36 protein-coding genes are annotated in these 25597 nt (G+C 62.0%); 2 read left to right on the forward strand and 34 right to left on the reverse strand.

The window, feature by feature from the left end:
* Window positions 1-50 precede the first annotated feature (50 nt).
* The 31 genes from rplQ to rpsL all read right to left on the reverse strand — a co-directional run bounded on the left by rplQ (window position 51) and on the right by rpsL (window position 19049).
* Window positions 51-482, reverse strand: a complete 432-nt coding sequence (rplQ, locus tag NKH90_RS27995; RefSeq protein WP_023675127.1) for a 50S ribosomal protein L17 — start codon at window positions 480-482, stop codon at window positions 51-53.
* Between the two features lie 116 nt (window positions 483-598).
* Window positions 599-1609 carry a DNA-directed RNA polymerase subunit alpha gene (locus NKH90_RS28000; protein ID WP_023675128.1) on the reverse strand — a complete coding sequence of 337 codons (1011 nt, stop codon included), beginning with the start codon at window positions 1607-1609 and terminating at the stop codon, window positions 599-601.
* 104 nt (window positions 1610-1713) lie between these two features.
* The gene (rpsK, locus tag NKH90_RS28005; protein ID WP_006205444.1) at window positions 1714-2103 is read right to left on the reverse strand and encodes a 30S ribosomal protein S11; all 390 of its coding nucleotides are present in this window, start codon (window positions 2101-2103) and stop codon (window positions 1714-1716) included.
* Between the two features lie 139 nt (window positions 2104-2242).
* Window positions 2243-2611 (reverse strand): 30S ribosomal protein S13, encoded by a 369-nt coding sequence (gene rpsM, locus NKH90_RS28010; protein ID WP_006205445.1) that lies wholly within the window; start codon window positions 2609-2611, stop codon window positions 2243-2245.
* Between the two features lie 198 nt (window positions 2612-2809).
* On the reverse strand, window positions 2810-3421 hold the full coding sequence (locus tag NKH90_RS28015) for an adenylate kinase (RefSeq protein ID WP_352471809.1): 612 nt from the start codon (window positions 3419-3421) through the stop codon (window positions 2810-2812).
* Window positions 3418-4758: a preprotein translocase subunit SecY gene (gene secY / locus NKH90_RS28020; RefSeq protein WP_352471807.1), complete on the reverse strand. Its 1341-nt coding sequence runs from the start codon at window positions 4756-4758 to the stop codon at window positions 3418-3420. Before secY ends, NKH90_RS28015 begins: the two co-directional genes overlap by 4 nt.
* A 191-nt stretch (window positions 4759-4949) precedes the next feature.
* The gene (gene rplO, locus NKH90_RS28025) at window positions 4950-5423 is read right to left on the reverse strand and encodes a 50S ribosomal protein L15 (protein WP_292660428.1); all 474 of its coding nucleotides are present in this window, start codon (window positions 5421-5423) and stop codon (window positions 4950-4952) included.
* Window positions 5424-5445: 22 nt separating this feature from the next.
* Complete coding sequence (gene rpmD / locus NKH90_RS28030) at window positions 5446-5643, reverse strand: 50S ribosomal protein L30 (protein WP_006205449.1); 198 nt, start codon at window positions 5641-5643, stop codon at window positions 5446-5448.
* A 24-nt stretch (window positions 5644-5667) separates the two neighbouring features.
* Window positions 5668-6231 carry a 30S ribosomal protein S5 gene (gene rpsE / locus NKH90_RS28035; RefSeq protein WP_006333394.1) on the reverse strand — a complete coding sequence of 188 codons (564 nt, stop codon included), beginning with the start codon at window positions 6229-6231 and terminating at the stop codon, window positions 5668-5670.
* An 83-nt stretch (window positions 6232-6314) separates the two neighbouring features.
* The gene (gene rplR, locus NKH90_RS28040) at window positions 6315-6674 is read right to left on the reverse strand and encodes a 50S ribosomal protein L18 (protein ID WP_352682670.1); all 360 of its coding nucleotides are present in this window, start codon (window positions 6672-6674) and stop codon (window positions 6315-6317) included.
* Window positions 6675-6760: 86 nt separating this feature from the next.
* Window positions 6761-7294 carry a 50S ribosomal protein L6 gene (rplF, locus tag NKH90_RS28045; RefSeq protein WP_023675133.1) on the reverse strand — a complete coding sequence of 178 codons (534 nt, stop codon included), beginning with the start codon at window positions 7292-7294 and terminating at the stop codon, window positions 6761-6763.
* Between the two features lie 89 nt (window positions 7295-7383).
* Window positions 7384-7782 carry a 30S ribosomal protein S8 gene (rpsH, locus tag NKH90_RS28050; RefSeq protein WP_006205453.1) on the reverse strand — a complete coding sequence of 133 codons (399 nt, stop codon included), beginning with the start codon at window positions 7780-7782 and terminating at the stop codon, window positions 7384-7386.
* Window positions 7783-7794: 12 nt separating this feature from the next.
* Window positions 7795-8100 carry a 30S ribosomal protein S14 gene (rpsN, locus tag NKH90_RS28055; RefSeq protein WP_352451046.1) on the reverse strand — a complete coding sequence of 102 codons (306 nt, stop codon included), beginning with the start codon at window positions 8098-8100 and terminating at the stop codon, window positions 7795-7797.
* Window positions 8101-8127: 27 nt separating this feature from the next.
* A complete protein-coding gene (rplE, locus tag NKH90_RS28060; protein ID WP_008875670.1) occupies window positions 8128-8706 on the reverse strand; it encodes a 50S ribosomal protein L5 in 579 nt (192 codons plus the stop codon).
* Window positions 8699-9013, reverse strand: a complete 315-nt coding sequence (rplX, locus tag NKH90_RS28065; protein ID WP_352822257.1) for a 50S ribosomal protein L24 — start codon at window positions 9011-9013, stop codon at window positions 8699-8701. Before rplX ends, rplE begins: the two co-directional genes overlap by 8 nt.
* Window positions 9014-9025: 12 nt before the next feature.
* A complete protein-coding gene (gene rplN, locus NKH90_RS28070; RefSeq protein WP_006205457.1) occupies window positions 9026-9394 on the reverse strand; it encodes a 50S ribosomal protein L14 in 369 nt (122 codons plus the stop codon).
* Between the two features lie 82 nt (window positions 9395-9476).
* Window positions 9477-9716, reverse strand: a complete 240-nt coding sequence (gene rpsQ / locus NKH90_RS28075; RefSeq protein ID WP_023675136.1) for a 30S ribosomal protein S17 — start codon at window positions 9714-9716, stop codon at window positions 9477-9479.
* An 11-nt stretch (window positions 9717-9727) separates the two neighbouring features.
* Window positions 9728-9928, reverse strand: a complete 201-nt coding sequence (rpmC, locus tag NKH90_RS28080; protein WP_352822260.1) for a 50S ribosomal protein L29 — start codon at window positions 9926-9928, stop codon at window positions 9728-9730.
* A gap of 13 nt (window positions 9929-9941) precedes the next feature.
* Window positions 9942-10355 carry a 50S ribosomal protein L16 gene (gene rplP / locus NKH90_RS28085; protein WP_006205460.1) on the reverse strand — a complete coding sequence of 138 codons (414 nt, stop codon included), beginning with the start codon at window positions 10353-10355 and terminating at the stop codon, window positions 9942-9944.
* A gap of 27 nt (window positions 10356-10382) precedes the next feature.
* The gene (gene rpsC, locus NKH90_RS28090) at window positions 10383-11108 is read right to left on the reverse strand and encodes a 30S ribosomal protein S3 (protein ID WP_023675137.1); all 726 of its coding nucleotides are present in this window, start codon (window positions 11106-11108) and stop codon (window positions 10383-10385) included.
* Complete coding sequence (gene rplV / locus NKH90_RS28095; RefSeq protein ID WP_006205462.1) at window positions 11108-11497, reverse strand: 50S ribosomal protein L22; 390 nt, start codon at window positions 11495-11497, stop codon at window positions 11108-11110. The genes rpsC and rplV overlap by 1 nt, the downstream gene beginning before the upstream one ends.
* Window positions 11498-11499: 2 nt before the next feature.
* Complete coding sequence (gene rpsS, locus NKH90_RS28100) at window positions 11500-11778, reverse strand: 30S ribosomal protein S19 (protein WP_006205463.1); 279 nt, start codon at window positions 11776-11778, stop codon at window positions 11500-11502.
* Between the two features lie 16 nt (window positions 11779-11794).
* Window positions 11795-12628: a 50S ribosomal protein L2 gene (gene rplB, locus NKH90_RS28105; RefSeq protein WP_023675138.1), complete on the reverse strand. Its 834-nt coding sequence runs from the start codon at window positions 12626-12628 to the stop codon at window positions 11795-11797.
* 22 nt (window positions 12629-12650) lie between these two features.
* On the reverse strand, window positions 12651-12944 hold the full coding sequence (locus NKH90_RS28110; protein ID WP_023675139.1) for a 50S ribosomal protein L23: 294 nt from the start codon (window positions 12942-12944) through the stop codon (window positions 12651-12653).
* The gene (gene rplD / locus NKH90_RS28115; RefSeq protein ID WP_008875667.1) at window positions 12941-13561 is read right to left on the reverse strand and encodes a 50S ribosomal protein L4; all 621 of its coding nucleotides are present in this window, start codon (window positions 13559-13561) and stop codon (window positions 12941-12943) included. The genes NKH90_RS28110 and rplD overlap by 4 nt, the downstream gene beginning before the upstream one ends.
* Window positions 13561-14289, reverse strand: a complete 729-nt coding sequence (gene rplC / locus NKH90_RS28120) for a 50S ribosomal protein L3 (RefSeq protein WP_352451050.1) — start codon at window positions 14287-14289, stop codon at window positions 13561-13563. The genes rplD and rplC overlap by 1 nt, the downstream gene beginning before the upstream one ends.
* A 96-nt stretch (window positions 14290-14385) precedes the next feature.
* Window positions 14386-14694 (reverse strand): 30S ribosomal protein S10, encoded by a 309-nt coding sequence (rpsJ, locus tag NKH90_RS28125; protein WP_006205468.1) that lies wholly within the window; start codon window positions 14692-14694, stop codon window positions 14386-14388.
* Between the two features lie 63 nt (window positions 14695-14757).
* Window positions 14758-15933 (reverse strand): elongation factor Tu, encoded by a 1176-nt coding sequence (tuf, locus tag NKH90_RS28130; protein ID WP_352822265.1) that lies wholly within the window; start codon window positions 15931-15933, stop codon window positions 14758-14760.
* A 67-nt stretch (window positions 15934-16000) separates the two neighbouring features.
* Window positions 16001-18091, reverse strand: a complete 2091-nt coding sequence (gene fusA / locus NKH90_RS28135) for an elongation factor G (RefSeq protein WP_023680448.1) — start codon at window positions 18089-18091, stop codon at window positions 16001-16003.
* Window positions 18092-18121: 30 nt separating this feature from the next.
* Complete coding sequence (gene rpsG / locus NKH90_RS28140) at window positions 18122-18592, reverse strand: 30S ribosomal protein S7 (protein WP_008875664.1); 471 nt, start codon at window positions 18590-18592, stop codon at window positions 18122-18124.
* Between the two features lie 85 nt (window positions 18593-18677).
* Window positions 18678-19049 (reverse strand): 30S ribosomal protein S12, encoded by a 372-nt coding sequence (gene rpsL / locus NKH90_RS28145; RefSeq protein WP_006333356.1) that lies wholly within the window; start codon window positions 19047-19049, stop codon window positions 18678-18680.
* A gap of 462 nt (window positions 19050-19511) precedes the next feature.
* Between rpsL and NKH90_RS28150 the strand changes: the two genes are divergently transcribed.
* A complete protein-coding gene (locus NKH90_RS28150) occupies window positions 19512-19793 on the forward strand; it encodes a transcriptional regulator (protein WP_023680447.1) in 282 nt (93 codons plus the stop codon).
* 123 nt (window positions 19794-19916) lie between these two features.
* A complete protein-coding gene (locus NKH90_RS28155; protein WP_352682668.1) occupies window positions 19917-20846 on the forward strand; it encodes a Gfo/Idh/MocA family protein in 930 nt (309 codons plus the stop codon).
* Window positions 20847-20882: 36 nt separating this feature from the next.
* Here the strand turns inward: NKH90_RS28155 and NKH90_RS28160 are convergent, their stop codons facing one another.
* The 3 genes from NKH90_RS28160 to rpoC all read right to left on the reverse strand — a co-directional run.
* A complete protein-coding gene (locus tag NKH90_RS28160; protein ID WP_352822268.1) occupies window positions 20883-21254 on the reverse strand; it encodes a hypothetical protein in 372 nt (123 codons plus the stop codon).
* A gap of 40 nt (window positions 21255-21294) precedes the next feature.
* Complete coding sequence (locus NKH90_RS28165) at window positions 21295-21960, reverse strand: O-methyltransferase (RefSeq protein WP_352474774.1); 666 nt, start codon at window positions 21958-21960, stop codon at window positions 21295-21297.
* A gap of 84 nt (window positions 21961-22044) precedes the next feature.
* Window positions 22045-25597 (reverse strand): DNA-directed RNA polymerase subunit beta' (gene rpoC / locus NKH90_RS28170; protein ID WP_352822271.1); only part of this gene is annotated, 3553 nt, incomplete at its 5' end.

Genomic DNA, 25597 nt, shown 5'->3' on the forward strand with positions numbered 1-25597 from the left:
ACGAAAAAGGGGCCCTCGGGCCCCTTAAACTCACTCAGAAAAGCCAAGCCTTATGCGGCTGCGGCTTCCTCTTCGGTGCCTTCGGCCTCGATGCGGGCGCGATCGCCGGCGCCCTTGGCAGAGGTGTCGCGGTCGACGAATTCGATGACGGCCATTGCGGCATTGTCACCGTGGCGGAAGCCCGCCTTCATGATGCGCAGATAGCCGCCATTGCGGGTGGCGTAGCGCGGCGCGATGGTATCGAACAGGCGCTTGACGACGCCTTCATTGCCGATCTGGGCAATAACCTGGCGGCGGGCGTGCAGGTCGCCGCGCTTGCCGAGCGTCACCAGCTTTTCGACGATCGGACGCAAATCCTTCGCCTTCGGCAGCGTGGTGAGGATCTGCTCGTGCTCGATAAGCGACACGGCAAGGTTGGCAAACATCGACTTGCGATGGCTTATGCTGCGGGCGAACCGGCGGCCTTTAAATCCGTGGCGCATGGCTCTTCTCCTTCATTGCGGTTTCAAGAGGCCTGAGCCTCAGTTGGTTAGCCGCATGATCTTGTCCGAAAAGTCTGCAACTTTTTGCTGCGCTGACCTTCGGTTCGGGATCATGCTTAATATTGATCTTCGTAACGCTTGGCGAGGTCTTCGATGTTTTCCGGCGGCCAGTCCGGCACTTCCATGCCGAGATGAAGGCCCATCGCCGCCAGGACTTCCTTGATCTCGTTCAGCGATTTGCGGCCGAAGTTCGGGGTGCGCAGCATCTCGGCTTCGGTCTTCTGGATCAGATCGCCGATATAGACGATGTTGTCGTTCTTCAGGCAGTTGGCCGAACGCACCGAAAGCTCGAGTTCGTCGACCTTCTTGAGCAGCGCCGGGTTGAAGGCAAGCTCGGTAACCTGTTCGGCGGCGACTTCCTTCTGCGGCTCGTCGAAATTGACGAACAGGCCGAGCTGGTCCTGCAGGATGCGAGCGGCGAAGGCCACCGCGTCCTCGCCCGAAATCGAACCGTCGGTCTCGATGGTCATGGTCAGCTTGTCATAGTCGAGAACCTGGCCCTCGCGGGTGTTCTCGACCTTGTACGAGACCTTCTTGACCGGCGAATACAGGCTGTCGACGGGGATCAGCCCGATCGGCGCGTCCTCGGCGCGGTTACGGTCGGCCGGCACATAGCCCTTGCCGGTATCGACGGTGAATTCCATGCGGATTTCAGCGCCTTCGTCCAACGTGCAGATGACGTGGTCGGGATTGAGGATCTCGACGTCGCCGACCGTCTGGATATCGCCGGCGAGAACCGCGCCCGGTCCCTGCTTGCGGACGACCATGCGCTTGGGGCCGTCGCCTTCCATGCGGATGGCGATTTCCTTGATGTTCAAAACGATGTCGGTCACGTCCTCGCGGACGCCGGCGATGGACGAGAATTCATGCAGAACGCCATCGATCTGCACGGCGGTTACAGCCGCGCCACGCAGCGAAGACAGAAGCACGCGGCGCAGCGCGTTGCCTAGGGTGAGGCCGAAGCCGCGCTCGAGCGGCTCGGCGACCAGCGTGGTCAGCGTCTTCTTCTTCGACGAGAACTCGATCTTGTTCGGCTTGATCAGTTCTTGCCAATTTTTCTGGATCATAGTGCTTTCCTTCCGTTGTCCCGCCACCATCCAATCGTGGCGGGCGACCTGGAATGCCGTGGAGGAGCGCCCTTGAGGCGCTCGCGCGGCGTTCGGTAAATTCTTTAGACGCGGCGCTTCTTGCGCGGACGGCAGCCGTTGTGCGGGATCGGCGTCACATCACGGATCGAGGTGATGGTGAACCCTGCTGCCTGCAGTGCGCGCAACGCCGATTCACGACCGGAGCCGGGTCCACAGACCTCGACCTCGAGCATGCGCATGCCGTGTTCCTGAGCCTTCTTGGCAACATCTTCGGCAGCCATCTGGGCAGCGAAAGGGGTCGACTTGCGCGATCCCTTGAAGCCCTGGGCTCCGGCCGACGACCAGGCAATCGAATTGCCCTGTGCGTCGGTGATGGTGATCATCGTGTTGTTGAAGGTCGAATTGACGTGGGCAACGCCCGACGAGATATTCTTGCGTTCGCGACGGCGAACACGAGCGGCTTCCTTGGCCATGATAGTCCTTTCAGTTGATCTCTACACCGCCGTAATGCCAGCGGCTCCACCAGGGAGAAGGCAGTGGGGGAATATGGCAGTAGGGCAGTATGTCTGCCGTCCCTATTGCCTTACTGCCCTACCCCCTTACTGCCCTAAATTACTTCTTCTTTCCGGCAATCGACTTGGCCGGGCCCTTACGGGTGCGCGCATTGGTGTGCGTGCGCTGGCCACGAACCGGCAGCGAGCGACGGTGACGCAGGCCGCGGTAGCAGCCGAGGTCCATGAGCCGCTTGATGTTCATCGACACTTCGCGGCGCAGGTCGCCCTCGACCTGGTAGTCGCGGTCGATGGTCTCGCGGATCTGCAGCACTTCCGCGTCGGTCAGTTGGTTGACGCGGCGCTCGGCCGGGATGCCGACCTTGTCGACGATCTCCTGGGCGAACTTCTTGCCAATGCCATGAATGTATTGAAGCGCAATGACAACGCGCTTGTTGGTCGGAATGTTGACGCCGGCTATACGAGCCATGTTCTTCTCTTCTCCATATAGGCCGGGCGAGCCGGCGCTTCAAGTTGCCCCGCGTCCGGTGGAGGCCGGCCCTTGCGGGAGTTTCCAGTTCAAAGCGGCCTGCCTTGCCCTTGCGGACAAGCAAGCCTCATGCCTGATAGGAAGACGGGCCGCCATACCCCAGCGGACCGCTCCAGTCAAGCGCAATCGTTCGATTCTCTAGCCGGCCGCCTGGCCAACCCGCCGGGTCGTCGCCCTGAGCACTGCCTCGATCTGCTGCGTCACCGCATCGATGTCGGCCATGCCATCGACGCCCCTGAGTTTACCCTTGGCGTAGTAGTAGCCGATCAGCGGCGAGGTTTTCTTGTAATATTCCCTCAAGCGTTCTTCGAACACCGCTGGACTGTCGTCCTTGCGCACCGGCAGGCCTGCGGCCTTGGCTTCTTCGGCTCGCTTGACGATTCGGCCAACCAGCGCCTTGTCGTCGACGACAAATTCGATGACCGCGTCTAGCTCCAGTCCGCGATCCGACAGCATTTCCTCAACGGCGTCCGCTTGCACCAGAGTTCGGGGATACCCGTCAAGGATGAAGCCGTTTGCGCAATCAGCTTGATCGATGCGCTCGGCCACAATGGCGTTGACGATAGCGTCGGACACCAGTTCGCCAGCGTCCATCACCGCTTTGGCGCGCTTGCCGACTTCCGTGCCGGCCTGAACAGCAGCACGCAGCATGTCCCCCGTGGAAAGCTGTGGGATGCCGTGTCGTTCTACCAGTCTCAGTGCTTGTGTCCCCTTGCCCGCCCCCGGCGGTCCAAGCAATATCAACCTCATCTGGCCTTTTTCCCCCCGCGCAGCTTCGACTTCTTGATCAGGCCCTCATACTGGTGCGCGATCAGGTGACCCTGAATCTGCGCCACCGTATCGAGCGTTACACTGACCACGATCAGGAGCGAAGTGCCACCAAGGTAGAACGGTACGCCAGTCGCTGAAATCAGGAACTCGGGCAGCAGACACACCAGCACCAGATAGATGGCGCCGACGACGGTGATGCGGGTGAGCACATAGTCAATATAGTCCGCGGTGCGCTCGCCCGGGCGATAGCCCGGGATGAAGCCCGAATGCTTCTTCAATTGGTCGGCGGTGTCCTTCGGGTTGAAGACGATCGCCGTGTAGAAGAAGGCGAAGAACACGATCATCGCCGCGTAGAAGGCCATGTAGAGCGGCTGGCCATGACCGAGCGACGCCAGGATGGTGCTGGCCCAAGCGGGCATGTTCGTCGTCTGCGAGAAACCGGCGACGGTCGCCGGCAGCAGCAATAGCGACGAAGCGAAGATCGGCGGAATGACGCCGGATGTGTTGAGCTTCAGCGGCAGATGCGAGGTATCGCCCTGGAACATGCGATTGCCGACCTGGCGCTTGGGGTACTGAATCAGCAGGCGGCGCTGGGCGCGCTCGAAAAAGACGATCAGGCCGATAACGATAATGGCGAGCACGATGATCGCCAGGATCAGGCCGGTCGACAGCGCTCCGGTGCGGCCTAGCTCCAAGGTACCGGAGATGGCGCGCGGCAGGCCGGCGACAATGCCGGAGAAGATGATCAGCGAAATGCCGTTGCCGATGCCGCGGGCGGTGATCTGCTCGCCGAGCCACATCAGGAACATGGTGCCGCCGACCAGCGTGACGACGGTCGAGATGCGGAAAAAGATGCCGGGATCGTTGACGATGCCGTTTCCGCCCTCGAGCCCGACCGAAATGCCGTAGGCCTGGACCAGCGCCAGAAGCACGGTCCCGTAGCGCGTATACTGGTTGATAATCTTGCGGCCCTGCTCGCCTTCCTTCTTCAGCGCTTCCAGCGACGGAATGACCGAGGTCATCAGCTGCATGATGATGGAGGCGGAGATATAGGGCATGATGCCGAGGGCAAAGATCGCCATGCGCTGCACGGCACCGCCTGCAAACATATTGAACATGCCAAGCACGCCCTTGCTCTGCGACGAGAAGGCGTGGGCAAAGGCGTCCGGATTGATGCCGGGCAGCGGGATATAGGTGCCAAGACGGTAGACGAGCAGCGCGCCGATGGTGAACCAGATGCGCTTCTTCAGATCCTCGGCCTTGGCGAAGGCCGAGAAATTCAGATTCGAGGCTAGTTGTTCAGCAGCCGAAGCCATGCCTGATTCTCCGCTTGGTCACGCTCGATGCCCGCAGCTCAGGCGGCGCGTGTCACCGAAACTCACGAGATAAGCTCCGGACTGCAAACATGCAAGCGGCCGCGTTGATGCGGCCGTCACATCTGTCGGATCAAAGCACAACCGCAGGCAAAACCGAATTCCACCTTTGCCGGCCGTGCTTCAAATTGCCGTTACTCGGCGGCTGCCTTCTCAGGCAGCTTCACCGAGCCGCCGGCCTTTTCGATCTTCTCGATCGCGGCCTTGGAGGCTCCGGCCACGTCGAAGGCAAGCTTGGCCTTGATGTCGCCGTCTGAAAGGATGCGCACGCCGTCCTTGACGCGACGGATGACGCCAGCCGCAACCAGCGCCTCGGCCGTTACAACTGTCTTGGCGTCGAGCTTCTTGGCATCGAGCGCCGCCTGGATGCGGGCCAGCGACACGACGGTGAAGCTCTTGGCGAAGATATTGTTGAAGCCGCGCTTCGGCAGGCGGCGGTAGAGCGGCATCTGGCCACCCTCGAAGCCGTTGACGGCGACGCCGGAGCGCGCCTTCTGGCCCTTGACGCCGCGACCGGCGGTCTTGCCCGAACCGGAGCCGATGCCACGGCCGAGACGCTTCTTGGAGTGCGTCGCGCCGTCCTTGTCACGCAGATCATTGAGTTTCATCTGGGTTCTCCTGCGCTCTGGTTCAGCCCTCGTCCACGACGCGGACGAGATGCTGGACGGCAGCGATCATGCCGCGCACCGAGGGCGTATCCTCCAGCGTGCGCTGCTTGTGCATCTTGTTGAGGCCGAGGCCGACCAGCGTTGCGCGCTGCTCCTTCGGCCGGCGGATCGGCGAACCGATCTGCTCGACGGTGATGGTCTTGGTTGCTTTCTTGGCCATGGTCAAATCCCTGGTCAGCGTCGACTATTCTTCAGCCGCAACGGCGGTGCCGCGGCGGGCCTGAAGGGTCGAATACTTGATGCCGCGCGCGGCAGCCACATCCTTCGGATGCATCTGGCTCTTCAGCGCGTCGAACGTGGCACGAACCATGTTGTAGGGGTTCGAAGAACCCATCGACTTGGCGACCACGTCATGCATGCCGAGCGTTTCGAAAACGGCGCGCATCGGGCCGCCGGCGATGATGCCGGTACCTTGCTTGGCGGCGCGCAGCAGAACGCGTCCCGCACCCCAGCGTCCCTCGACGTCGTGGTGCAGCGTGCGGCCTGAGCGCAGCGGCACGAAGATCATGTCGCGCTTGGCCGATTCGGTCGCCTTGCGGATCGCCTCCGGCACTTCGCGCGCCTTGCCGTGGCCGAAGCCGACGCGGCCCTTCTGGTCGCCGACGACAACAAGTGCCGCAAAGCCGAAGCGCCGGCCGCCCTTGACGACTTTGGCGACACGGTTGATGTGGACGAGCTTGTCGACCATGCCGTCGTCGCGCTCTTCGCGATCACGGCCGCGGCCGCCATCCCTACGTTCCTGTGCCATATCCTGTTCCTTGTTTTTTTCCGGAAGCACGGTTGATGATGATATCCGGCGCCTCTGTGGGTCGCCGGGGGCGAATTTCGTTTTTAGAAGCTCAGACCACCTTCACGGGCAGCCTCGGCAAGCGCCTTGACACGGCCGTGGTAGATGTAGGCGCCGCGGTCGAAGACGACTTCCTTGACGCCGGCCTTCGAGGCACGCTCGGCGATCAGCTTGCCGATGGCAGCGGCGGCCGCCGTGTCGGCGCCGGTCTTGAGCGAGCCCTTGAGCTCCTTCTCGAGCGTCGAAGCAGCCGCGATGGTGTGGCCCTTGGCGTCGTCGATCACCTGGACATAGATGTTCTTCGACGTGCGATGGACCGACAAGCGCGGACGTTCGCCGGCAACCTTCTTGATCTGGCGGCGGACGCGCTGGGCGCGGCGTTGGGTGGATTCTTTCGAGCCCATGATATCAGTTCCTTGCCTTCAAAAAAACGGGGGCAACCATATGCGGTAGGACGAGCCTCCCGCGACCGCTCCCCGCGGCGTTAAAATTACTTCTTCTTGCCTTCCTTGCGGACGATCTTCTCGCCGGCATAGCGGACACCCTTGCCCTTGTAGGGCTCGGGGCTGCGATACTCGCGGATCTCGGCGGCAACCTGGCCGACCTGCTGCTTATCGATGCCGGTCACCGTGATTTCCGTCGGCTTCGGCACCGAAATCGTCACGCCCTGCGGCGTCTCGTAGACGACGTCATGGCTGAAGCCGAGCGCCAGCTGCAGGTTCTTGCCCTGCATGGCGGCACGATAGCCGACGCCGGTGATCTCGAGCTTCTTTTCGAAGCCGTCCTTGACGCCCTGCAGGATGTTGACGATCTGCGTGCGTGACATGCCCCACTTGGAACGGGCAGTCTTGGTCTGGTCGCGCGGCTGGACAGCGATCTCGCTGCCTTCCATCTTGACCAGCACTTCGTCGTTCACCACGAACTTCAGCTCGCCCTTCGGACCCTTCGCCGTCACGGTCTGGCCGTTGACGGTCGCGGTCACGCCCTGCGGCAGCGAAACGGGTTTCTTTCCAATACGAGACATTTTGTTGTCCTCGTCACTTCTCTTGTTTCAGGTCTCGGCTTTCGGGACTAGATCCCGAAAACCTGTTTCCAACCGGGTCACATACCAGATCAGAAGATCTGGCAGAGGATTTCCCCGCCGACATTCTGTTCACGCGCTTCGTGGTCGGCCATCACGCCCTTCGGCGTCGAAAGGATGGCGATGCCGAGGCCGTTGGCGACGTGCGGTATCGACTTGGCCGAAACGTAGACGCGGCGGCCGGGCTTCGAGACCCGAGCGATTTCGCGCACCACCGGCGCACCATCGAAATACTTCAGCTCGATCTCGATTTCGGACTTGCCGTTGTCGAAGTCGGTCTGGCTGTAGTCGCGGATATAGCCTTCCGCCTTCAGCACGTCGAGGACGCGGGTACGCAGGCGCGAGGCCGGCGTCGAAACGCTCGACTTCTTGCGGCCATATGCGTTGCGGATGCGGGTCAGCATATCGCCGAGAGGATCGCTCAATGACATGTTATGTCCTCCTTACCAGCTCGACTTGACCAGGCCCGGGATCTGGCCGTTATTGCCGAGATCACGAAGCGCGATACGCGATACTTTGAGCTTGCGATAATAGGCACGCGGACGTCCGGTGACTTCGCAGCGGTTGCGGATGCGGGTCTTGGCCGAGTTGCGCGGCAGCGCCGAAAGCTTCAGCTGGGCGCGGAAGCGCTCTTCCATCGGCTTGGACTGATCCATGATGATCGCCTTGAGCACCTCGCGCTTGGCAGCGAACTGGTCCGCAAGCTTGCGGCGCCTGTTGTTCTTCTCGACTGAGCTGGTCTTTGCCATTTCAGATTTTTCCTTTTCTCGCTGCCGTTACTGGCGGAAGGGGAAGTTGAAGGCCTTGAGCAATGCCCTGGCTTCGTCGTCCGTCTTCGCAGTCGTACAAACGATGACGTCCATGCCCCAGATCTGATCAACCTTGTCGTAGTTGATCTCCGGAAACACGATGTGTTCCTTGATGCCCATGGCATAGTTGCCACGGCCATCGAAGCTCTTCGGATTAAGTCCGCGGAAGTCGCGGACGCGCGGCAGTGCGATGTTCACGAGGCGGTCGAGGAATTCGTACATGCGTTCCTTGCGCAGCGTGACCTTGGCGCCGATCGGCATCTTCTCGCGGACCTTGAAGCCGGCGATCGAGTTGCGGGCGCGGGTGACGACGGCCTTCTGGCCGGCGATCATCGCAAGGTCTTCCGCCGCGATCGAAGGCTTCTTCGAATCGCCGGTCGCCTCGCCGACGCCCATGTTCAGCACGATCTTGTCGATGCGCGGAACCTGCATCTCGTTCTCGTAGCCGAACTGCTCCTGCAGCGCCTTGCGGATGGTCTCGTTGTAGACCTGCTTGAGGCGCGGCGTGTTCTGGGCAGTTGCCTGCTTGGTTTGAGCCTTAGCCATTGATGACTTCTCCCGAGCGCTTGGCGACGCGCACCTTCTTGCCGTCCTTCTGGAAGATGAAGCCGACGCGGGTCGGCTTGCCATCCTTGGGGTCGGCCAGCGCGATGTTCGACAGCTGGATCGGCGCTTCCTTGGTGATGATCCCGCCCTCTTGGGACTGGGACTGCTTCTGGTGACGACGGATCAGGTTGACGCCGCGCACCAGCACGGTGTCGTCCTTCGGCTGTACCGAGAGGACTTCGCCCGAACGGCCCTTGTCCTTGCCGGCCAGCACGACGACCTTGTCGCCTTTTCTAATCTTCTGCATTGGTCCGGCTCCTTACAGCACTTCAGGCGCGAGCGAGATGATCTTCATGTGGTTCTTGGCGCGGAGTTCGCGCGGAACCGGTCCGAAGATACGCGTGCCGATCGGCTCTTTCTTGTTGTCGACGAGAACGGCTGCGTTCTTGTCGAAACGGATCACGCTGCCGTCCGGGCGGCGGATGTCCTTGGCCGTGCGAACCACGACCGCCTTCATCACATCGCCCTTCTTGACGCGGCCGCGCGGGATGGCTTCCTTGATCGACACCACGATGATGTCGCCCACGGAAGCGTATTTCCGCTTCGAGCCGCCCAGCACCTTGATGCACATGACACGACGGGCGCCGGAATTATCCGCGACGTCGAGGTTTGTTTGCATCTGAATCATGACTGGCCGCCTTCTTCTTTTCTAACGGGACGGGTTTCTCACCCCTCCCCGGTCTGTCCAAAATTCGTTTCGTTGGCCCTGATCAGGCCTGGTCCGAAGACACCACGACCCAGCGCTTGTCCTTGGAAATCGGCTTCGATTCCTGGATGAACACCTGATCGCCGACCTTGTGGGCGTTGTTCTCGTCGTGCGCCTTGTACTTCTTGGTCATGCGCACGGTCTTCTTCATCACGGGATGCGTGAAGCGCCGTTCGACCTTGACGACAACCGTCTTCTCGTTCTTGTCGCTGACGACGGTGCCCTGCAGAATGCGCTTTGGCATGGTTTTCGTCCTTAAGCCTTCTTGGCCGCGGACTTTTCCGCAGCGATGGTCTTGATACGCGCAATGTCCTTGCGGACCTGCCTCACGCGCGCGGTCTTCTCAAGCTGGCCGGTGGCCTTATGGAAGCGCAGGTTGAACTGCTCCTTCTTCAGGCTGGCCAGGTCGTCGGTCAGCTGGTCCTGGGTCTTGGTCCGGATGTCTTCGGCTTTCATGATCAGCCCGTCCTTATTCTGCGATGCGCTGTACGAAGCGCGTCCTGACCGAGAGCTTGGCCGCGCCGAGACGCAGCGCCTCACGGGCGGTTTCCTCGTTGACGCCGTCGATCTCGAACATGATGCGGCCCGGCTTGACGCGTGCCGCCCAGTAGTCGACCGCGCCCTTGCCCTTACCCATACGGACTTCGGTCGGCTTCGACGTCACCGGCACGTCCGGGAAGATACGGATCCACACGCGGCCGGCACGCTTCATCTCGCGGGTGATCGCGCGGCGGGCCGCCTCGATCTCACGCGCGGTGACGCGGTTCGGCTCAAGCGCCTTCAGCCCGAAACCGCCGAAATCCAGGTTGGTGCCGCCCTTGGCGGTACCGTGGATGCGGCCCTTGAACTGCTTGCGGAACTTTGTGCGCTTTGGCTGCAGCATCGTTCTAACTCCAAATTCCTAAATGTCTTACGCGTTTTCGCGACGGCGACCGCGTTCGCGCTCACCACCACCGCCATGCGCATGATCGCCCTCGGTGGCGCGGCGCTCCGAAGCCATCGGGTCGTGCTCGAGGATTTCGCCCTTGAACACCCAGACCTTGACGCCGCAGATGCCGTAGGCCGTATTCGCCTCGGCCGTGCCGTAGTCGACGTCGGCACGCAGCGTATGCAGCGGCACGCGGCCTTCACGATACCATTCCATGCGCGCGATCTCGGCGCCGCCGAGACGGCCGGCGCAGTTGATGCGGATGCCTTCGGCACCGAGGCGCATCGCCGACTGCACGGCACGCTTCATGGCGCGGCGGAACGCGATGCGGCGCTCGAGCTGCTGGGCGATCGACTGGGCGACCAAGGTCGCGTCGATCTCCGGCTTGCGCACTTCGACGATGTTCAGATGCGTCTCGGACTTGGTCATCTCCATCAGCTTCTTGCGAAGCTTCTCGATGTCGGCGCCCTTCTTGCCGATGATCAGGCCCGGACGCGCCGCATGGATGGTGACGCGGCACTTCTTGTGCGGACGCTCGATCACGACCTTCGAGATCGCAGCCTGCTTGAGTTCCTTCTCAAGATATTTGCGGATCTTGATGTCCTCGTGCAGCAGCTTGCCGTACTCGCCGGTGTTCGCGAACCAGCGCGAATCCCAGGTGCGGTTGATGCCGAGACGCAGACCGATCGGATTGACTTTCTGGCCCATTATGCGGCCTCCCCTTTTTCTTCGACTTCACGAACGACGATCGTGAGGTGCGAGAACGGCTTCTCGATACGACTGGCGCGCCCACGGCCACGGGCATGGAACCGCTTCATGACGATCGACTTGCCGACATAGGCTTCCGCCACGATCAGCGCATCGACGTCGAGGTCGTGGTTGTTTTCCGCGTTGGCGATCGCCGATTCCAGCGTCTTCTTGACCGTGCCGGAAATCCGCTTGGCCGAGAATTCGAGGTCGGAAAGCGCTGTCGCGACCTTCTTGCCGCGGATCAGCGCGGCAACCAGGTTCAGCTTCTGCGGGCTGATACGGATCGTGCGCAACACGGCGCGCGCTTCGTTGTCAGCAAGCCTGCGCGGAGCTTTGGCCTTGCCCATGATTATTTCCTCTTCGCCTTCTTATCCGCGCCGTGACCGTAATAGGTCCGGGTCGGAGCGAATTCACCGAACTTGTGACCGACCATGTCCTCGTTCACCGAGACGGGAACGTGTTTCTGGCCGTTGTAGACACCGAAGGTGAAGCCGACGAACTGCGGCAGGATGGTGGAGCGGCGGCTCCACATCTTGATCACCTCATTGCGACCACCTTCACGAACCTTGTCCACCTTCTTCAGAAGGTAGCCGTCGATGAAGGGGCCTTTCCAAATCGAACGAGTCACTTGGCGTTACCTCTTCTTAGCTCTTGCGCTGATGGCGCGAGCGCAGGATGAACTTGTCGGTCGCCTTGTTGGACCGCGTCTTCTTGCCCTTGGTCGGCTTGCCCCAGGGCGAAACCGGATGGCGGCCACCCGAGGTGCGGCCTTCGCCGCCGCCATGTGGATGGTCGACCGGGTTCATGGTCACGCCGCGATTGTGCGGACGTTTGCCGCGCCACACGGTGCGGCCTGCCTTGCCGTCATTGATGTTGCCGTGGTCCGGGTTAGACACGGCGCCGACAGTGGCCATGCAGGAGCCGTGGACGACACGCTGCTCGCCCGAATTGAGGCGCAGGATCGCCATGCCCTGGTCGCGGCCGACGAGCTGGCCATAACCGCCGGCCGAACGGGCGACCTGAGCGCCCTTGCCGGGCTTCAGCTCGATATTGTGGACGATCGTGCCGACCGGCATCGAGGCCAGCGGCATCGCGTTGCCCGGCTTCACGTCGACCGATTCACCGGCCACGATCTTGTCGCCGGGAGCCAGACGCTGCGGGGCGATGATGTAGGACAGCTCGCCATCGTCATACTTGATCAGCGCGATGAAGGCGGTGCGGTTCGGATCGTACTCGATGCGCTCGACCGTGCCGACGACGTCGAACTTGCGGCGCTTGAAGTCGATGATGCGGTAGGTGCGCTTGTGACCGCCGCCGATGAAGCGGGCTGTGATGCGGCCGTAATTGTTGCGGCCGCCCGACTTGGTCAGGCCTTCGGTCAGGCCCTTGACGGGCTTGCCCTTGTAGAGGCCCGACCGATCGACGATGACCAGCTGACGGGTGCTCGGCGTTACCGGGTTGAATTTTTTCAGTGCCATTGTTCTGTCCTCGCGACCTTGCTCAGAGACCCGTCGCGACGTCGATCGACTGGCCTTCGGCCAGCGTCACAACCGCCTTCTTGACGTCGCTCTGGCGGCCGATCGTGCCGCGGAAGCGCTTGATCTTGCCCTTGCGGACAAGCGTGTTCACGGCCATCACCTTGACGCCGAACAGCGCTTCGACGGCGGCCTTGATTTCCGGCTTCGACGCCTTCTTGGCGACGTTGAAGACGACCTGGTTCTGCTCGGAAGCCATGGTCGACTTTTCGGTGATCGCCGGCGAGACGATCACGTCGTAATGACGAAGGTCGGTCATTTGAAGCGCTCCTCGAGAGCCTCGACGGCGGCCTTGGAAAGGACCAGCGTGCCGCGGCGCAGAATGTCGTAGACGTTGATGCCCTGGATGGGCAGCACGTCGATGTTCGGGATGTTGGTCGCTGCCAGCTTGAAGTTCTTGTCAAGCTCGGCGCCGCCGATCACCAGGGCGTTGCTCAGGCCCAGCGTCGCGAAATTCGCGATCAGCGCCTTGGTCTTGGCCTCGGTCAGCTTCAGCTCGTCGATGATGATGATCGACGCGCTCTTGGCCTTGGCCGAGAGGGCATGCTTCAGGCCGAGCGCACGCACCTTCTTAGGCAGATCGTGCTCGTGGCTGCGCACGACCGGGCCGTGGGCCTTGCCGCCGCCGCGGAACTGCGGAGCGCGAGCCGAATGGTGACGGGCGCGGCCCGTACCCTTCTGCTTGTACATCTTGGCGCCGGTGCGGGCGATTTCCGCGCGACCCTTGGCCTTGTGCGTGCCCTGCTGCTTCTTGGCAAGCTGCCAGCGCACGACGCGCTGCAGGATGTCCTCACGCGGATCGAGGCCGAAAATCTCTTCGGAGAGCTTCACCTTGCCGGCGTCCTTGCCGCCAAGCGTTGTAATCTTGAGGTCCATTATTCCGCTCCCTCTGTGGCCGGGGCCTCGTTCGTGGCGGCACCGTCAGTCGCAAGGGCGCGGATCGCGGCGGGCTTCGGCGCATTGGCCGGAAGCGCCACCTTGGCCGCGTCGCGGACCAGGATCCATGCACCCTTCGAACCCGGGACCGCACCGCGGATCAGGATCAGGCCGCGATCGGCGTCGGTCGAGACGACCTCGACATTCTGCGTGGTGACGCGGGTGTCGCCCATGTGGCCGGCCATATGCTTGCCCTTGAACACCTTGCCCGGATCCTGGCGCTGGCCGGTCGAGCCGTGTGTACGGTGCGACACCGAGTTGCCGTGCGTTGCGCGGCCGCCACCCATGTGGTGCCGCTTGATGACGCCCTGGAAGCCCTTGCCGATCGTGGTGCCCGTCACATCGACCTTCTGGCCGACGACGAAGTGCTCGACGGTGATCTCGGCGCCAACATCGATCATGTTGTCGGCAGAGACGCGAAACTCGGCAACCTTGGCCTTGGGCTCGACGGAAGCGGTCGCGAAATGGCCGCGCATCGCCTTCGACGTGTTCTTCACCTTGGCAAGGCCAACGCCGAGCTGGACGGCGGTATAGCCGTTCTTCTCCTGCGTGCGCTGCGCCACGACCTGGCAGTTCTCCATCTGGAGAACAGTGACGGGAACATGTTCCCCGGCATCGTTGTAGATGCGGGTCATTCCCACCTTCTTTGCAATCACACCTGAACGCATCGGTTCAATTCCTTTAGAGTTCCCTGTCGGGGCTGTCGCCCCTCCACGCCTCTTGTTCCTTCAGAGTTCCGGGTCGCCCCGCTGACCTCTGGTTCCTTACAGCTTGATCTCGACGTCGACACCGGCGGCCAGGTCGAGCTTCATCAAAGCATCGACCGTCTGCGGGGTCGGGTCGACAATGTCGAGCAGACGCTTGTGCGTGCGCATTTCGAACTGCTCGCGGCTCTTCTTGTCGACGTGAGGCGACCGGTTGACCGTGAACTTTTCGATCCGCGTCGGCAGCGGAATGGGGCCGCGGACGTTGGCGCCGGTGCGCTTGGCGGTCGACACGATTTCCCGTGTCGAGGCGTCGAGCACCCGGTGATCAAACGCCTTCAGGCGGATGCGGATATTCTGTCCGTTCATGCGTCACTTCCTTGTTCTGGCGCGGCGCGGGCAGCGCCCGCGACAGATCGGTTTAAGTCCAAATTACTCTGTGATGGTGACGACGATGCCGGCACCGACGGTGCGGCCGCCTTCACGGATGGCGAAGCGCAGCTTCTCTTCCATGGCGATCGGCACGATCAGCTCGATATCGACGGTGATGTTGTCGCCCGGCATCACCATCTCGGTGCCTTCCGGCAGCGACACGATGCCGGTCACGTCCGTCGTGCGGAAATAGAACTGCGGACGGTAGTTGGTGAAGAACGGCGTGTGGCGGCCGCCCTCGTCCTTGGTCAGGATGTAGGCTTCGGCAACGAACTTCTTGTGCGGCTTGACGGTGCCGGGCTTGGCCAGGACCTGGCCGCGCTCGACGCCCTCGCGGTCGACACCGCGCAGCAGCGCGCCGATGTTGTCGCCGGCCTGGCCCTGGTCGAGCAGCTTGCGGAACATCTCGACGCCCGTGCAGGTCGTCTTGGTGGTCGGACGGATGCCGACGATCTCCAGCTCCTCGCCGACCTTGACGACGCCGCGCTCGACGCGGCCGGTCACCACCGTGCCACGGCCCGAGATCGAGAACACGTCCTCGATCGGCATCAGGAACGGCTTGTCGAGCGGACGAACCGGCGTCGGGATGTAGGCATCGACCGCAGCCATCAGTTCGCGGATGGCGTCCTCGCCGATCTTCTTGTCGCTGTCTTCAAGGGCGGCAAGCGCCGAACCCTTGACGATCGGAATGTCATCGCCGGGGAACTCGTTCTTGGTCAAAAGCTCGCGCACCTCGAGCTCGACCAGCTCGAGCAGCTCGGCGTCGTCGACCTGGTCGACCTTGTTCAAGAACACCACGATCGAGGGCACGCCGACCTGGCGGGCGAGCAGGATGTGCTCGCGCGTCTGCGGCATCGGGCCGTCGGCGGCCGACACCACCAGGATCGCGCCGTCCATCTGCGCGGCACCGGTGATCATGTTCTTGACGTAGTCGGCGTGGCCGGGGCAGTCGACATGGGCATAGTGGCGGTTGGCGGTCTCGTATTCGACGTGGGCCGTCGAAATGGTGATGCCGCGCGCCTTCTCTTCCGGCGCCGCATCGATCTGGTCGTAGCGCTTGTACTCGCCAAAATACTTGGTGATCGCCGCCGTCAGCGACGTCTTGCCATGGTCGACGTGACCAATCGTGCCAATGTTCACATGAGGCTTAGTGCGCTCGAATTTACCTTTTGCCATGTGATCTCTCCATTCCTGCCAGCCCGTGCGGGCCTTGAATTAAGTTACTGATGCAACTCGTTTCGAGTTACGCGTATTTCTTCTGGACTTCCTGGGCGACCGCGGTCGGGACCGGCTCGTAGTGGTCGAACTGCATCGTGTAGGCCGCGCGGCCCTGGCTCATCGAGCGAAGGTTGTCCACGTATTTGAACATGTTGGCGAGCGGCACCATCGCGTTGATGACCACAGCCACGCCACGGGCTTCCTGGCCCTGGATCTGGCCGCGACGGCCGTTCAGGTCGCCGATAACGCTGCCGACGTAATCTTCCGGCGTCACCACTTCGACCTTCATGATCGGCTCGAGCAACTGCACGCCAAGCTTGGGGGCTGCTTCACGGAAGCAGGCGCGGCCGGCGATTTCGAAGGCCAGAACCGACGAGTCCACGTCGTGGTAGGCGCCATCGATCAGCGTCGCCTTGACGCCGATCATCGGGAAGCCGGCGAACGGGCCCGAGGTCATGACGCTGTTGATGCCCTTTTCGACACCGGGGATGTATTCCTTCGGCACAGCGCCGCCGACGATCTTGGTTTCGAACTCGAATTCGCTGCTTTCCGGATTCGGCTCGAACAGGATCTTGACGCGGGCGAACTGGCCGGTACCGCCGGTCTGCTTCTTGTGCGTGTAGTCCTGCTCGTGCTTGCGGGTGATCGTCTCGCGGTAGGCCACCTGCGGCGCGCCGACATTGGCCTCGACCTTGAACTCGCGGCGCATGCGGTCGACGATGATGTCGAGGTGAAGCTCGCCCATGCCGGAAATGATCGTCTGGCCCGATTCCTCGTCAGTCTTGACGCGGAAGGACGGATCCTCGGCGGCCAGGCGGTGAAGGGCGAGACCCATCTTTTCCTGGTCGTTCTTGGTCTTCGGCTCGATGGCGATCTGGATGACCGGATCGGGGAATTCCATGCGCTCGAGGATGACCGGATGCAGCGGATCACTGAGCGTGTCGCCGGTGGTGGTGTCCTTGAGGCCAGCGAGGGCGACGATGTCGCCGGCAAACGCCTCTTCGACGTCGGCGCGCGAATTCGCATGCATCTGCAGCATGCGGCCGATGCGCTCTTTCTTGCCCTTCACGGTGTTGTCGACCGAGATGCCCTTGGTGAGCTTGCCCGAATAGATGCGGGCAAAGGTGAGCGAACCGACGAACGGGTCGTTCATGATCTTGAAGGCAAGCATCGACAGCGGCTCGTTGTCGTCGGCATGACGCTCGATCTCGGCGTCGGTCTTGGCGTCGACGCCCTTGATGGCCGGGACATCGGCCGGCGACGGCAGATATTCGACGACGGCGTCGAGCAGCGGCTGCACGCCCTTGTTCTTGAAGGCCGAGCCGCAGAACATCGGATAGAACTTCACCGCGATCGTGCCCTTGCGGATGAGCGCACGGATCTCGTCGTTGCTCGGCATCTTGCCTTCGAGGTAATTCTCGAGCGCCGTCTCGTCCATTTCGACGGCGGCCTCGATCATCTTCTCGCGGTATTCTTCGGCACGAGCCTTGAGGTCGGCAGGGATCTCGACGATGTCCCAGGCAGCGCCCAGCGTCTCGTCGCGCCAGACCAGCGCGTTCATCTCGACGAGGTCGACGACACCCTTGAACTCGGTCTCGGCGCCGATCGGCAGCTGCATGACGACGGCATGCGCACCGAGGCGCGATCCGATCATCTCGACCGAGCGGTAGAAGTCGGCGCCGATCTTGTCCATCTTGTTGCAGAAGATCATGCGCGGCACGCGATACTTGTCGGCCTGGCGCCAGACGGTCTCCGTCTGCGGCTCGACACCGGCATTGGCATCGAGCAGCGCAATGGCGCCGTCGAGCACGCGCAGCGAACGCTCGACTTCAATGGTGAAGTCGACGTGGCCGGGGGTGTCGATGATGTTGAAGCGGTGCATCTTGCCGTCGCGACCCTTCCAGAAGGTCGTGGTCGCGGCCGACGTGATGGTGATGCCGCGCTCCTGCTCCTGCTCCATCCAATCCATGGTGGCAGCGCCGTCGTGGACTTCGCCGATCTTGTGCGACTTGCCCGTGTAATAGAGGACGCGCTCGGTGGTCGTCGTCTTGCCGGCGTCGATGTGCGCCATGATACCGAAATTGCGGTAGTCTTCGATTTTATATTCGCGGGCCATGGGAGGTGCCTCTTCAGTCTCGTTCGCGCTTTACCAGCGGTAGTGCGCGAAAGCGCGGTTGGCTTCTGCCATCTTGTGGGTGTCTTCACGCTTCTTGACGGCGGTGCCGCGGTTGTTGGCCGCGTCCATCAGCTCGCCGGAGAGGCGGTCGACCATAGTGGTCTCGTTGCGGTTGCGGGCGGCGGCGATCAACCAGCGGATGGCCAATGCCTGACGGCGCTCGGGGCGCACGTCGACTGGAACCTGGTAGGTGGCGCCGCCGACGCGGCGCGAACGCACTTCCACATGCGGCGCGACATTGTCGAGCGCCTGATGGAAGACGGTGACCGGCTCCTGCTTGGTCTTGGACTGGACCTGATCGAGCGCGCCGTAGACGATGGTCTCGGCAACCGACTTCTTGCCGTCATACATGACGGCATTCATGAACTTGGTGACGATCAGATCGCCGAACTTGGGGTCCGGATTGATCTCACGCTTTTCTGCACTGTGACGACGGGACATTTTTTCTCTGCCTCAATTCTACGCGGTGGCCTGGATCCCGGATCGTCGCTTGACGCCGTCCGGAACGACCTCGGCTACGCTTCGGTCACTTCGGACGCTTGGCGCCGTATTTCGAACGGCGCTGCTTGCGGTTCTTCACGCCTTGCGTGTCGAGCACGCCGCGGATGATGTGGTAACGGACGCCCGGAAGATCCTTGACGCGACCGCCGCGGATCATCACCACCGAGTGCTCCTGAAGGTTGTGGCCTTCGCCGGGGATGTAACCGATCACTTCAAAACCATTGGTCAGGCGGATCTTGGCCACCTTGCGCAGCGCCGAGTTCGGCTTCTTCGGCGTCGTGGTGTAGACGCGCGTGCAGACGCCCCGCTTCTGCGGGTTCTGCTGCATGGCCGGGACCTTGTTGCGCTTCACCGGCGCAATGCGCGGCTTGCGGATCAGCTGGTTGACGGTAGGCATTAAACCCTCTTGTCTCTCAATTCCGTGTCTCGCCCGGTCAGGGCCGCTCAAAGCGTCATTTCCATACGCAAATTCGGGCCACAAACCGCGCCTCGCGGTCTTGCCCGAACAAATGGCAGAGGAAGCGGAAGCCGCTTCATGCACGCCGGAAATGTCTTTTCGCTCGTAAAACGAACCCTGTTTGAGGCAAACTCCAAAGCGTGTCGCTTCGAAAGCAAGAGCCTCACATCGGTTCTGACTGGGCGGCTTCTACTCGTATGGCCACTGTCCGTCAACCCCGGAGCGGCAAATATTGCGCTGAACCCGAGGCTTGGCAGCCATGCGAAAAGCGCATGTAATTTTCTTGCGCCGTTTTTCAAGAGGAAGCCAGAAAGTGACCGGCTTGCCGCTGTTTCCAGGCCGTGCTTCGTGCGAAAAGGCGGCATGAGCAGCCCAAACCCCCTCGCCCGGAGGTACGAACCCGTGAATGACAATGAGGAGCGCCCGGTCACCATTATTACCGGCCGGGTGTGGAAGCGCAAAGGCGGCAAGCCGGAAGGCGTGCATGTGATGCTGGTCGCGCCGGACGACGATTCGGCGGTGCGCCGCGCTCTCGAATCGCTTGCCGCCGAAGGTTATGCCGAGGCAGAGCTCGATCAGATCGGCGACATGGACGGCGTGCCGGACGAGGAGCCGCATCTGTCCGCCTATCAGGGCGCGCTCGAAGGCGAAGTGTCGATCGTGACGTTCGATGTGCCGATCTGAAGAGATCTGAATCGCGGTCGATCTCACGGGCCGGCGACAAAGCCCGGCGACTTGCCCGGCACAAGTTCTCTGCTAAGAAGCGACCTCTGGCAAAACCAAGCACACTCAACCTGCGGAGCTCCCATGTCCTCTAATCCCATCAAGCTCGGCATCGTCGGCGTGGGGAAGATCGTCCGTGACCAGCATCTGCCGGCGCTGGCGAAGGACCAGGATTATCGCCTGGTCGCCGCAGCGAGCCGCCATGGCAAAGTCGAGGACATCCCGAATTTCCCGACGATCGAGGCGATGCTCGACGCAACGCCGGAGCTCGAGGCGGTGTCGCTGTGCATGCCGCCGCAGTTTCGTTACGACGCCGCGCGCTTGGCGCTGGCGGCGAAAAAGCATGTTTTCCTGGAAAAGCCGCCCGGCGCCACGGTCAGCGAGGTCGAAGACCTGAAGGCGCTGGCGACAGCGAACGGCGTCTGCCTGTTCGCCAGCTGGCATTCACGCTATGCGCCGGCTGTCGAAGCTGCGCGCGCATTCCTTGGATCGACAACGATCAGGTCGGCCGCCATCAATTGGAAAGAAGACGTGCGCCGCTGGCATCCGAATCAGGAATGGATCTGGGCTCCCGGCGGCTTTGGCGTGTTCGATCCCGGCATCAACGCCCTGTCGATCGCTACCCACATCCTGCCGCCGATGTTCATCAGCTCGGCAGAACTCGATTTCCCCGAAAACCGCGCGGCCCCCATCGCCGCCCATATCGCCTTCCGCACGTCGAACGGTCTGCCGGTGACGATGGAACTCGATTGGCGTCAGACCGGCCCGCAAAGCTGGGACATCCTGGCCGATACCGAGGCAGGATCGATGGTGCTTTCTGGCGGCGGCTCAAAGCTTGCCATCGATGGCCGCGTCGTTCACGAGGAGCCGGAAGCCGAATATCCGATGCTCTACAAGCGCTTCGCCGAGATCGTGCGCGCCGGCACCTCCGACGTCGATCTCGCGCCCCTGCAGCACGTCGCCGACGCCTTCATGCTCGGCAAGCGCAATGTGGTGGAAGCTTTTTTCGACTGACACTGACCCCGGTAGAGCGACCTTGAATGTTTCGGATCATCTTGGCTTGCCGTCCGCGAATTCTCCCGGACGAGGCGCAGAAGCAACGGGAGCCGTCCGGTGTCCTTGTTCAAGTTCGCTGATGACATGTTGAACCGCCACCTCGAGATCGGCCTGCCCCCAGCCAAGCTCCGTGATTTCTCCATATCGAACGAAATTTGAGCGGTCGAAACCAGCTTCAATGTCATTGTACGAAATCACGCTCCGGCCGATCAACGCTACGACCCAGACGCGATGATCACTCCCAGCAGGAGAGTGATGCAGCCATTCTTCCGGATCGATCGTGATCAGGTTCCAAAGTCTTCGCTGCCCAAAGCTCATGCGATCTCGGCCAGCGTTGATCAATTCCCAGATGGTTGCCTCGTTCAATTGCCGATTCCTTTAAAAAAGCCAGCCGCCGGTGGCAGCTTCAATTAACGATCGCTATTGCAAAGCCGTCATAGCCCTTGGCGCCAACAGTCTGGATCGCGGTGCCTTCCAGACGTTTGTCGCTGCCGATGAACGAGAACGCCGCGCGTGCCCCTTCGACATTGGCATCGCGACCATCTTCATTCACCACCGCGCCGTCACGGATGACATTGTCGCAGACGATGACGGTCCCCGGCCTCGAAAGACGCATGGCCCAGGACAGATAGTGCGGGTTGTTCGGCTTGTCGGCGTCGATGAAGATGAAGTCGAACGGCCCGGCATTCTCGGCGCCTAAGGCCGCAAGCGATTGAAGCGCCGGTCCGACCCGCAGTTCCACACGGTCAGACACCCCTGCCCGTTCAAAGTTCGACCGCGCGACACTGGCGTGGTGCGGATCAAGCTCGAGCGTCACGACCTTGCCGTCCATCGGCAATGCTCGCGCCATCCAGATTGTCGAATAACCGCCCAATGTGCCGATTTCGAGTACCTTCCTCGCTCCCTGCATTCGCGCAAGAAGTGAGAGCAGCTTGCCTTGTGCCGGGGAAACGTCGATAGGCGGCAGGCCCTGATCATGGTTGGCCGCCAGAACGGCATCAAGAGCGGGATCCGCCTCGAAAAGAGCTTCGACAATGTAGTCGTCGACAGAAGCCCAAATCTTCCTGCTCATCGTTTCTTCTCCGATCCGAATGAGGAACCAAAATGCGAAAAGGGGCCACTTAGGCCCCTTTTCTATCTTCTCTTGCTTGCGCGCTTACTGCGCGGCGTTAACCATGTCGGTCAGCATCGGCTCGGCGACCTCGACGCCGGACGCCTTGCGGCGCTCGTCGATGATCAACTCGTCGCGCGAGGTGGCGATGCGCCGGATCTGGCTCATCGTACCGCCGGTACCGGCCGGGATCAGCCGGCCGACGATGACGTTTTCCTTCAGCCCCTGCAGCATGTCGGTCTTGCCGGCAACCGCAGCTTCGGTCAGCACCCTCGTCGTCTCCTGGAAGGAAGCGGCGGAGATGAAGGACGGCGTCTGCAGCGAGGCCTTGGTGATGCCGAGCAGCACCGGCTGACCTTCGGCCGGCTTCTTGCCTTCCTCGACCAGGCGCTCATTGACCTCTTCCAGCTCGATCACGTCGACGTGGTCGCCCGGAATGTAGGTCGAATCGCCCTGCGTGGTGATCTCGACCTTCTGCAGCATCTGGCGAACGATCACCTCGATGTGCTTGTCGTTGATCGACACGCCCTGCAGTCGGTAGACCTCCTGGATTTCGTTGACGAGGTAGGAGGCAAGCGCCTCCACGCCCTTGATCGCCAGGATGTCGTGCGGCGCCGGATTGCCGTCGAGGATGTAGTCGCCCTTCTCGATGACGTCGCCGTCCTGGAGATGGAACGGCTTGCCCTTCGGGATCAGGTATTCGACCGGCTCAAGCGTCGAGTCATGCGGCTCGATGATGATACGGCGCTTATTCTTGTAGTCGCGGCCGAAGCGGATCGTGCCATCGATCTCGGCGATGATGGCGTGATCCTTCGGACGGCGTGCCTCGAACAGTTCGGCAACACGCGGCAGACCGCCGGTGATGTCCTTGGTCTTGGCGCTTTCCATCGGGATACGCGCCAGCACGTCGCCGGGGCGAACCTGTGCGCCCGGCTCGACCGAAAGAATGGCCTCGACCGAGAGCAGGAAGCGGGCGTCGCCGCCCTTCGACAGCTTGCCGACCTTGCCCTTGGCATCCTGGACGACGATCGCCGGCTTGAGGTCGTTGCCGCGTGGCGTCGAACGCCAGTCGATGACCTCGCGCTTGGTGATGCCGGTCGATTCGTCGGCGGTTTCCTGAACGGAAATGCCATCGACCAGATCCTCGAATGCCACCCTGCCCTCGATTTCGGTGAGGATCGGGCGGGTATAAGGATCCCACTCGGCGATACGCTGGCCGCGTTTCACCTTGTCGCCATCGTCGACGAAGATGCGCGAACCGTAGGTGACGCGGTGCGTGGCGCGTTCCTTGCCGGCTTCGTCGAGGATCAGCACCGCCATGTTGCGGCCCATGACCATCAGCTGGCCGTCGGAGTTGCGCACCACGTTGCGGTTGCGGATCTCGACCTTGCCCTCATAGGAGGCTTCAAGGAACGAGGAATCCACCACCTGCGCCGTGCCGCCCATGTGGAAGGTACGCATGGTGAGCTGGGTGCCCGGCTCGCCGATCGACTGCGCCGCGATGACGCCGACAGCCTCGCCCTGGTTGACGGGAGTGCCGCGGGCCAGATCGCGTCCGTAGCAGACCGCGCAGACGCCGACCCTGACCTCGCAGGTCAGCGCCGAACGGATGCGAACCGACTGCACGCCGGCCTTTTCGATCAGTTCCACGTCACGCTCGTCCATCAGCGTTCCGGCCTTGACCAGAACCTCGCCGGTGACCGGATGGGTGATGTCGTCGAGCGAGGTGCGGCCGAGAACGCGCTGGCCAACCGAAGCGACGACCTGACCAGCATCGACGATCGGCTGCATGGTGAGGCCCTTGTCGGTGCCGCAGTCGAGAGAGTTGACGATGCAGTCCTGCGCCACGTCGACGAGACGACGCGTCAGGTAACCCGAGTTCGCCGTCTTCAAGGCGGTGTCGGCCAGACCCTTGCGGGCGCCGTGGGTCGAGTTGAAGTACTCGAGCACGGTGAGGCCTTCCTTGAAGTTCGAGATGATCGGCGTCTCGATGATTTCACCGCTAGGCTTGGCCATCAGGCCGCGCATGCCGGCGAGCTGGCGCATCTGGGTGGGCGAGCCGCGCGCACCGGAGTGCGACATCATGTAGATCGAGTTCATCGGCTTCTGACGGCCGTTGTCCTCGAACTCGACCGCCTTGATGCGGGCCATCATTTCGTCGGCGACCTTTTCCGAGCACTTGGCCCAGGCGTCGACGACCTTGTTGTACTTCTCGCCCTGGGTGATCAGGCCGTCATTGTACTGCTGCTCGTATTCCTTGGCCAAAGCCTCGGTGTCGGACACCAGCTTGATCTTGGCGTCCGGGATCAGCATGTCGTCCTTGCCGAACGAAATGCCGGCGCGGCAGGCATGGCTAAAGCCGAGGGCCATGATGCGATCGCAGAAAATGACCGTCTCCTTCTGACCGCAATGGCGATAGACGGTGTCGATCATCTTGGAGATGTTCTTCTTGGTCATCTCCTGGTTGGCGGTCTCGTAGGGCACGTTGTGGTTCTTCGGCAGCAGCTCGCCGATGATCATGCGGCCAGGCGTGGTGTCGTAGATCTTCGACACGACCTTGCCGTCGGCGTCGACCGTGCGGAAGCGCCCCTTGATCTTGGCATGCAGCGTGACTGCCTTGGTCTCGAGCGCGTGCTGGAGTTCGCCCATGTCGGCAAACACCATGCCCTCGCCCGGCTCGTTCTGATTGACGATCGAGAGATAGTAGAGACCGAGAACCATGTCCTGCGACGGCACGATGATCGGCGCACCGGAAGCCGGGTGCAGGATGTTGTTGGTCGACATCATCAGCACGCGGGCTTCGAGCTGCGCTTCCAGCGACAGCGGCACGTGGACCGCCATCTGGTCGCCGTCGAAATCGGCGTTGAAGGCCGTGCAGACCAGCGGGTGAAGCTGGATCGCCTTGCCTTCGATCAGGATCGGCTCGAACGCCTGGATACCGAGGCGGTGCAGCGTCGGTGCGCGGTTCAGCAGCACCGGATGCTCGCGGATGACCTCGTCGAGGATATCCCAGACCTCCGGACGCTCCTTCTCGACCAGCTTCTTCGCCTGCTTGACGGTCGAGGAGTAGCCCTTGGCGTCGAGACGGGCGTAGATGAAGGGCTTGAACAGTTCGAGCGCCATCTTCTTCGGCAGGCCGCACTGGTGGAGCTTGAGCTCCGGACCGGTAACGATGACCGAGCGGCCGGAATAGTCGACGCGCTTGCCGAGCAGGTTCTGGCGGAAGCGGCCCTGCTTGCCCTTCAGCATGTCGGACAGCGACTTCAGCGGACGCTTGTTGGCGCCGGTGATGACGCGGCCGCGGCGGCCGTTGTCGAACAGCGCATCGACGGCTTCCTGCAGCATGCGCTTTTCATTGCGCACGATGATGCCGGGCGCGCGCAGCTCGATCAGCCGCTTCAAGCGGTTGTTGCGGTTGATGACGCGGCGATAGAGGTCGTTCAGATCCGACGTGGCGAAACGGCCGCCGTCCAGCGGGACAAGCGGACGCAGGTCCGGCGGGATCACCGGAACCACCTTCATGATCATCCATTCCGGACGGTTGCCGGATTCCATGAAGTTCTCGACGACCTTGAGCCGCTTCAGGTATTTCTTCTGC

The organism is Mesorhizobium sp. M0898 (assembly GCF_040319695.1).
GTDB lineage: Bacteria > Pseudomonadota > Alphaproteobacteria > Rhizobiales > Rhizobiaceae > Mesorhizobium.